The 5,344-nt window shown below is 43.8% G+C and carries 4 protein-coding genes; all 4 read right to left on the bottom strand.

Annotated elements, in window-relative coordinates; all coding sequences use genetic code 11:
- Nucleotides 1-193 precede the first annotated feature (193 nt).
- Nucleotides 194-772: an aminodeoxychorismate/anthranilate synthase component II gene (locus tag AACT21_RS06095; RefSeq protein WP_010318736.1), complete on the bottom strand. Its 579-nt coding sequence runs from the start codon at nt 770-772 to the stop codon at nt 194-196.
- Nucleotides 773-1,082: 310 nt separating this feature from the next.
- Entirely contained in the window at nt 1,083-2,825 is a 1,743-nt protein-coding gene (locus tag AACT21_RS06090; RefSeq protein ID WP_094163263.1) for an L-tyrosine/L-tryptophan isonitrile synthase family protein, read from the bottom strand.
- A 76-nt stretch (nt 2,826-2,901) separates the two neighbouring features.
- The gene (locus AACT21_RS06085) at nt 2,902-4,338 is read right to left on the bottom strand and encodes an FAD-binding protein (RefSeq protein ID WP_094163261.1); all 1,437 of its coding nucleotides are present in this window, start codon (nt 4,336-4,338) and stop codon (nt 2,902-2,904) included.
- A complete protein-coding gene (locus tag AACT21_RS06080) occupies nt 4,335-5,171 on the bottom strand; it encodes a TauD/TfdA dioxygenase family protein (RefSeq protein ID WP_176430156.1) in 837 nt (278 codons plus the stop codon). Before AACT21_RS06080 ends, AACT21_RS06085 begins: the two co-directional genes overlap by 4 nt.
- Nucleotides 5,172-5,344: the final 173 nt, after the last annotated feature.

The raw sequence follows: 5,344 nt of genomic DNA, 5'->3' as shown, positions 1-5,344 counted from the left end.
TTTATGCATTAAGTCACCTCTTTTATGAAGCACTTTTTTATAAATAATATAAATAAGCACAACAAGGCCTTGAGGCGACAAGCCATCCCTCATTCCAACAGGATGTATGGTGCATAATATTGCAAAGATAAAAAACAGCAGAAATGATGAGGAAAATGTTAAGAAAGGTGATCGCAGTCCGGTTGAGAATGGTTCAACGGCGCAAAAAATTTGCGAGCAGTTGATGGCCCTGTTCTGTTTTAATTGATTCAGGATGAAACTGCACGGCATCAATTGGCAGTGTTTTATGTTGGTAACCCATGATTTCGTCCATCGAACCATCGGCCTGTTGAGTCCAAGCGGTGAGCTCAAAACAGTCCGCAAGAGAATCAGCTTTGACCACCAACGAGTGGTAGCGAGTAACGGTTAACGGGTTATTGAGCCCCAGAAAGAGGCCACGGTTGGTGTGTTGGATCGGTGAGGTTTTACCATGCATCACCTTTTTGGCTCGCACCACTTGCCCGCCAAACACTTGCGCAATGGCTTGATGCCCAAGGCAGACTCCTAAGATAGGTAGTTTACCCGCAAAATGTTCAATCGCGGCCAGTGAAATTCCCGCCTCATTCGGCGTGCAAGGCCCAGGGGAAATAACCAGATGCGTTGGGCTGAGCGCTTCAATGCCAGCGATATCGATTTCATCATTACGCACCACCGTCACTTGAACTCCCAGCTCACAGAAGTATTGGTACAAGTTGTAGGTAAACGAATCGTAGTTATCGATGATAAGTAGCATGTGAATTAAAGCGCTCTGGGTAAAAGTCAGCGAGAGGCGCTATTGTGCAATACTGGTTTGGAAAGGCAAGAAGTTATCGATTCTGTGCTAAATACACTATTTGCACATTCGTTCATTATGTAACCAGTTCGGTTGTGATCATTATTTTACTTGCTCTCATTTGAAAGTAACACTTCTCATCGTATGGTCGAATAAGAGAATGGAAACAACGATAAAATAAATCTATCCCATAGTTAATGATCCATAAAAATAAAGCCAAGTAATCCGCTTACTTGGCTCTTCATGCTTATTTACTAAAAATATCATTTATTTAAGCAGGGCTTTCTTGTAAATGCTCACTACTTGGTTGTTTGTTATGAGGCTGCCAAGGGGAATTTACCGAATAAGGCTGACGCACCGCTAATTCTGTTTCGGATAACACGCCATAACGAAGTACGGTGTGGTTATTTACCAGTAATATATCGCCAAGTTGTAAATCAAACACATGCTGTACTTGTGAACGTTCAAGAATAGGAGTTAAAACATTGGCTACTTGATTGATATTGTCAATTTCAGTCGACGACGATATATGCTTCGCCAATGATGGGCTCCAGCGTAAATTCATTCCCCAATCCCCCGACATAATCACAGGATAAGCAGCCATATCATCGTACTGCACAATGGTATTTTTCAGCCAACCACTTGCTTGACCATTAAGACACAACGCAGCCAGTGAGGCATCCAGTAAGTTAACCTTCAGCGGAGCAGATGAACAGTAAATCGCCCATTCATCAGGAGTCATGTCAGTATAAGAATAGCGACGCGCTATGCTCGTTGACGGTGTTTTGAGCCCGTACCAACTGGGCTCTGCTAATGTACTACTCCGAACATATTCTTCCGGAAGCAGAGCATGATTTCCGGCAAACCACGAAGACCAAAATGAAGCTTGAGGCAACGGGTTAAAGCCTTTTAAACAGACAGCAGAGAACGCCTTCACCAATTGGCTCACTTGAGCCTGCGGTAGCGCGGTCAGTGAGCATCCATGGTGTGACTCTAACATCAGGCCAAACTGCTCTGTTTGTAGAGTGGCTTTTACCTCACGCATCAACTGTGCCTCGTTAGCGTCTTCGATATTGAAACGCAGTAAACACCACAGCGTTCCTTGATGCATTACGGGAATAATCACGCCTTCACGTTGTTTGTGATTGGCCTGCGTATCAATAATAAATTCTCCGCGGCAAGCATCAAATAAAACACAAGTATGCCAAGGTGTCTTAAACGATCGCTCATCAAAAAGAAACAGCGAATATTTTTTGCCTTGCATTGGGTGTTCATGAATGCTGAGACGAATAGCGTGGCTCAAATGAGTATTGAGGAAATTATCGAGTGCACGTCCTTGCACCATCATTCCTTTAGCCATAAGGGCTAGGCGCTCACGTCGCTTCTTATAACTCAGTGGAGCAAGCGCATATTTCTGATCCTGATGCATGAATTTTTTCAAGCCCAGATAGGTATGATGCATTGCATTATCATGCTGTTTAATACGTGCAAAATCACGCTCATATTCCGCATCACCAAAGCGCTGCTTTAATCCATTGAAATATTGATATTCATTTAAGTCATCAAACGCAGAGAAGTGCTCAAAGTTGATAATTTTGAGACAATCACTGGCGTTCATATTTCCCACCATATTCCGTAATTCATCAGAATAAGTGTAGTGATGTTCTAAATCGACATTAATATAATCAGAAAATGTATGATAATCAGAAAAAATGTAAAACATCACTCCTGGAGAATAGACAGATTGAATATCACGAATGGCATTAACAAATTTTTGTAAAACTCGATATTCACCCAAATCAGGCTTATAACCTAATACCTTATCTAGGTTATTCGTTTTACATGGAAAAGCAGGCAGTAATAATGTAATGACTTTGTTTTCAATGACACACTGAGCTATCTGTTTTTTTAACTTCTGATACCCACTAAAAGTGGCGTCTGTTTGTGCTAATAATTGGTCTAATAAAATAAAAGCAATATTATCCACACATTGCTGCTGTTGATGATCAAGCATAGTGTTTCCTTATTAAAGGCGAAGACCATTGACGGAATGATGCAGAACCCTCGGCCTTCACTCTCGGTTAAAAAGTTTATAGGCCGGCTAACAGTTCAGCCGCGTGCGCAAGCGACACGAAAGCCGCAATATAACCATCAGGGCGGATCAGTAAAGCCTGCCCCTGGTAGAATGAACTCTCACTCCAATACTGCCCAGGCTTCGCCTGATCGTACAGATGAAGGCAACGCACAAACGGAGGAATTTCGGATGGTAAGTCCGCATCGCCAGTCAACAGAAGCGTAAAGGAGCGGTAATCTAGCCATTGGTAAAAGCGGCAACTCTGCTGATCACGATGCATCTCAAAGTCATACACTCGAGAACCGTTTAAGCCACCATTGCCATACCCAATGCCCATACCTGTGATATTACCAGCTCGCTGTTCAACGATTTGTACATAGTCCTCCGCATGGGTTCCTCGCGCAGAATATTTAGTCGCTCGCACCAATGCACCAGAGCTTTCAATCACGCTGCGAGCCACTGGTTGGCGCTCAACCTGATAACTGTCCAGCAGCGTAGGTGATGCCTGACCACGCAACACCATATTGAGCTTCCAGATCAAATTGAACGCGTCAGCAACTCCGGTATTGAGCCCTTGGCCGCCATTGACCGAATGTATATGGCAGGCATCTCCTGCTAGAAAGACCCGTTGCTGGTGGTCATACCGTTCTGCAACAGACTCCTTAACCGAGAAATAAGAAAACCACTCAACCTGCTTAAACGTCAGTGAATGCGGCGACATTGCTCGGTTAATGCGCGCAATAACCTCTTGCTGAGTAAATTCTTCGGTGTCCATACGGATATAAAAACGATCCAAATCACCTTCACGTGGAATCCAGGCGACATCTGACGTCTCAGCCTGAAATACGATGATTTCTGGCACTTTCAGAAAATCTGACTCAATAACACCATCAATCACCGCCCAGATAATTTCTGGTCTCTCGATTTCAAATGGAATCGAAAAATGCTGACGTACAAAAGAGCGCCCACCGTCTGCACCAATCACGTAACGTGAACGAACTCGCTCGCCACTGCTCAGTTCCGTCACGCAGCCTTGCTCATCAACAGTGATATCGACCACAGATAAACCACGGCGCACGGCCGCGTTCTGCGCTTTGACTGCACTATCTAGCGCTTTTTCAATATGTGCTTGCCCCAACATCAGAAAGTGAGGATAGAAGCAGCCTTGCAGCGCTGTCCACCAATGAGACTGGCGTGACAAAAATTGACCATCAGCCCATACCGAACTGGTATTACAGGGTTTGCCTTGCACGTAAAGTGGCTCAAATAAGTCAACGATATCAAGTAACTGCAGAGTTCTAGCATTAAGCGCATCGGCCCGTCCGACCACCAGTGGCCCATTAGATTTATCAATAACTTGTGAGTTCAGACCGCAGCGCTGCGCTAAATAGTGGCACATAAGCCCAACAGGGCCTGCTCCAACGATCATAATATCAGTGTGGTAATCACTCATCGGTAAGACTCCAAACTTGGGTTATCAAACGGTGGATCGCTTAGCACCTGAACTCGACGGATATGACGTGGGGTATGCGATAAAAAGCTTTCTCGACCATGCAGTAAGTTAAAGTTATCCGTAATGACCACATCATCATTTTGCCACTCGTGAGCATAAAAATGACGAGGGTCATACAGTGCGTCACGTAAGCTACGGTGGAACTCAGCTATTTGCTCACTATCAATGCCACTAAAGGTCACATTTGGTGGGTTTAGCAGATCGCCACGTTCAGCGAAATGCGGTTCGGCGTAACGAATGACCTCGTGTGAGTGATAGGGGTGTTGAGCAATAATCGGGGAAATGGTGTGACTGCAATAGAACTCCATCTCTCGCTGGTAATGCCCCGTGACTTTTCGCCATAATGAGCGCTGCTGTTCGGTTGCGTTCTGTAGCACCTTAGTAGAATGAGTGAAGGTCGTCCGGCCGCCTTGTGCTGGCAATGGCGCCTGAACACATTGAAATATCTGATATTCAGGCACTTGAGGACGGAACATGCCATCCCAATGCAGCGGCATATAGCTACTATCAAAAATATGGTCCTTTGGCTGATCTTTTTGAATTAAATCTAACACTTTGCCAAATGGCCAAATACTGATCTCTCCCCATTGCTCGCAATATTCCGCAAATTGCTCGGCCTGTTCAAAGGCTTTAAATCCACGTATCAATACCAACTGATGCTCAATAAATAGTTTACGCAGTAGTGCTATTGGTACTTCGCTAATGGGAATTTTTAATCCATTTGCTTCTATTTTTACTCCAAAAGGATGGAGCTTCGTGACCTGATAATTCATCACCCGTTCCTTTAAATTAATTTTTAATAAAACGTTAGAAATAAAACAACATTGCATCCATCATTTTCGAAAATTCGGTTGGATAATATTAAAAATATTTACACAATATTGATATTTATAAGATTGACATTGCTAATTTAATTATTAATCCCAGTTTATTTAGGAATAGATAT

It is taken from the genome of Vibrio sp. V08_P9A1T1 (assembly GCF_963874405.1).
GTDB classification, from domain to species: domain Bacteria; phylum Pseudomonadota; class Gammaproteobacteria; order Enterobacterales; family Vibrionaceae; genus Vibrio; species Vibrio anguillarum.
The sequence above is the reverse complement of the archived record's forward strand: the minus strand, read 5'-3'. Positions and strand labels throughout refer to the sequence as shown.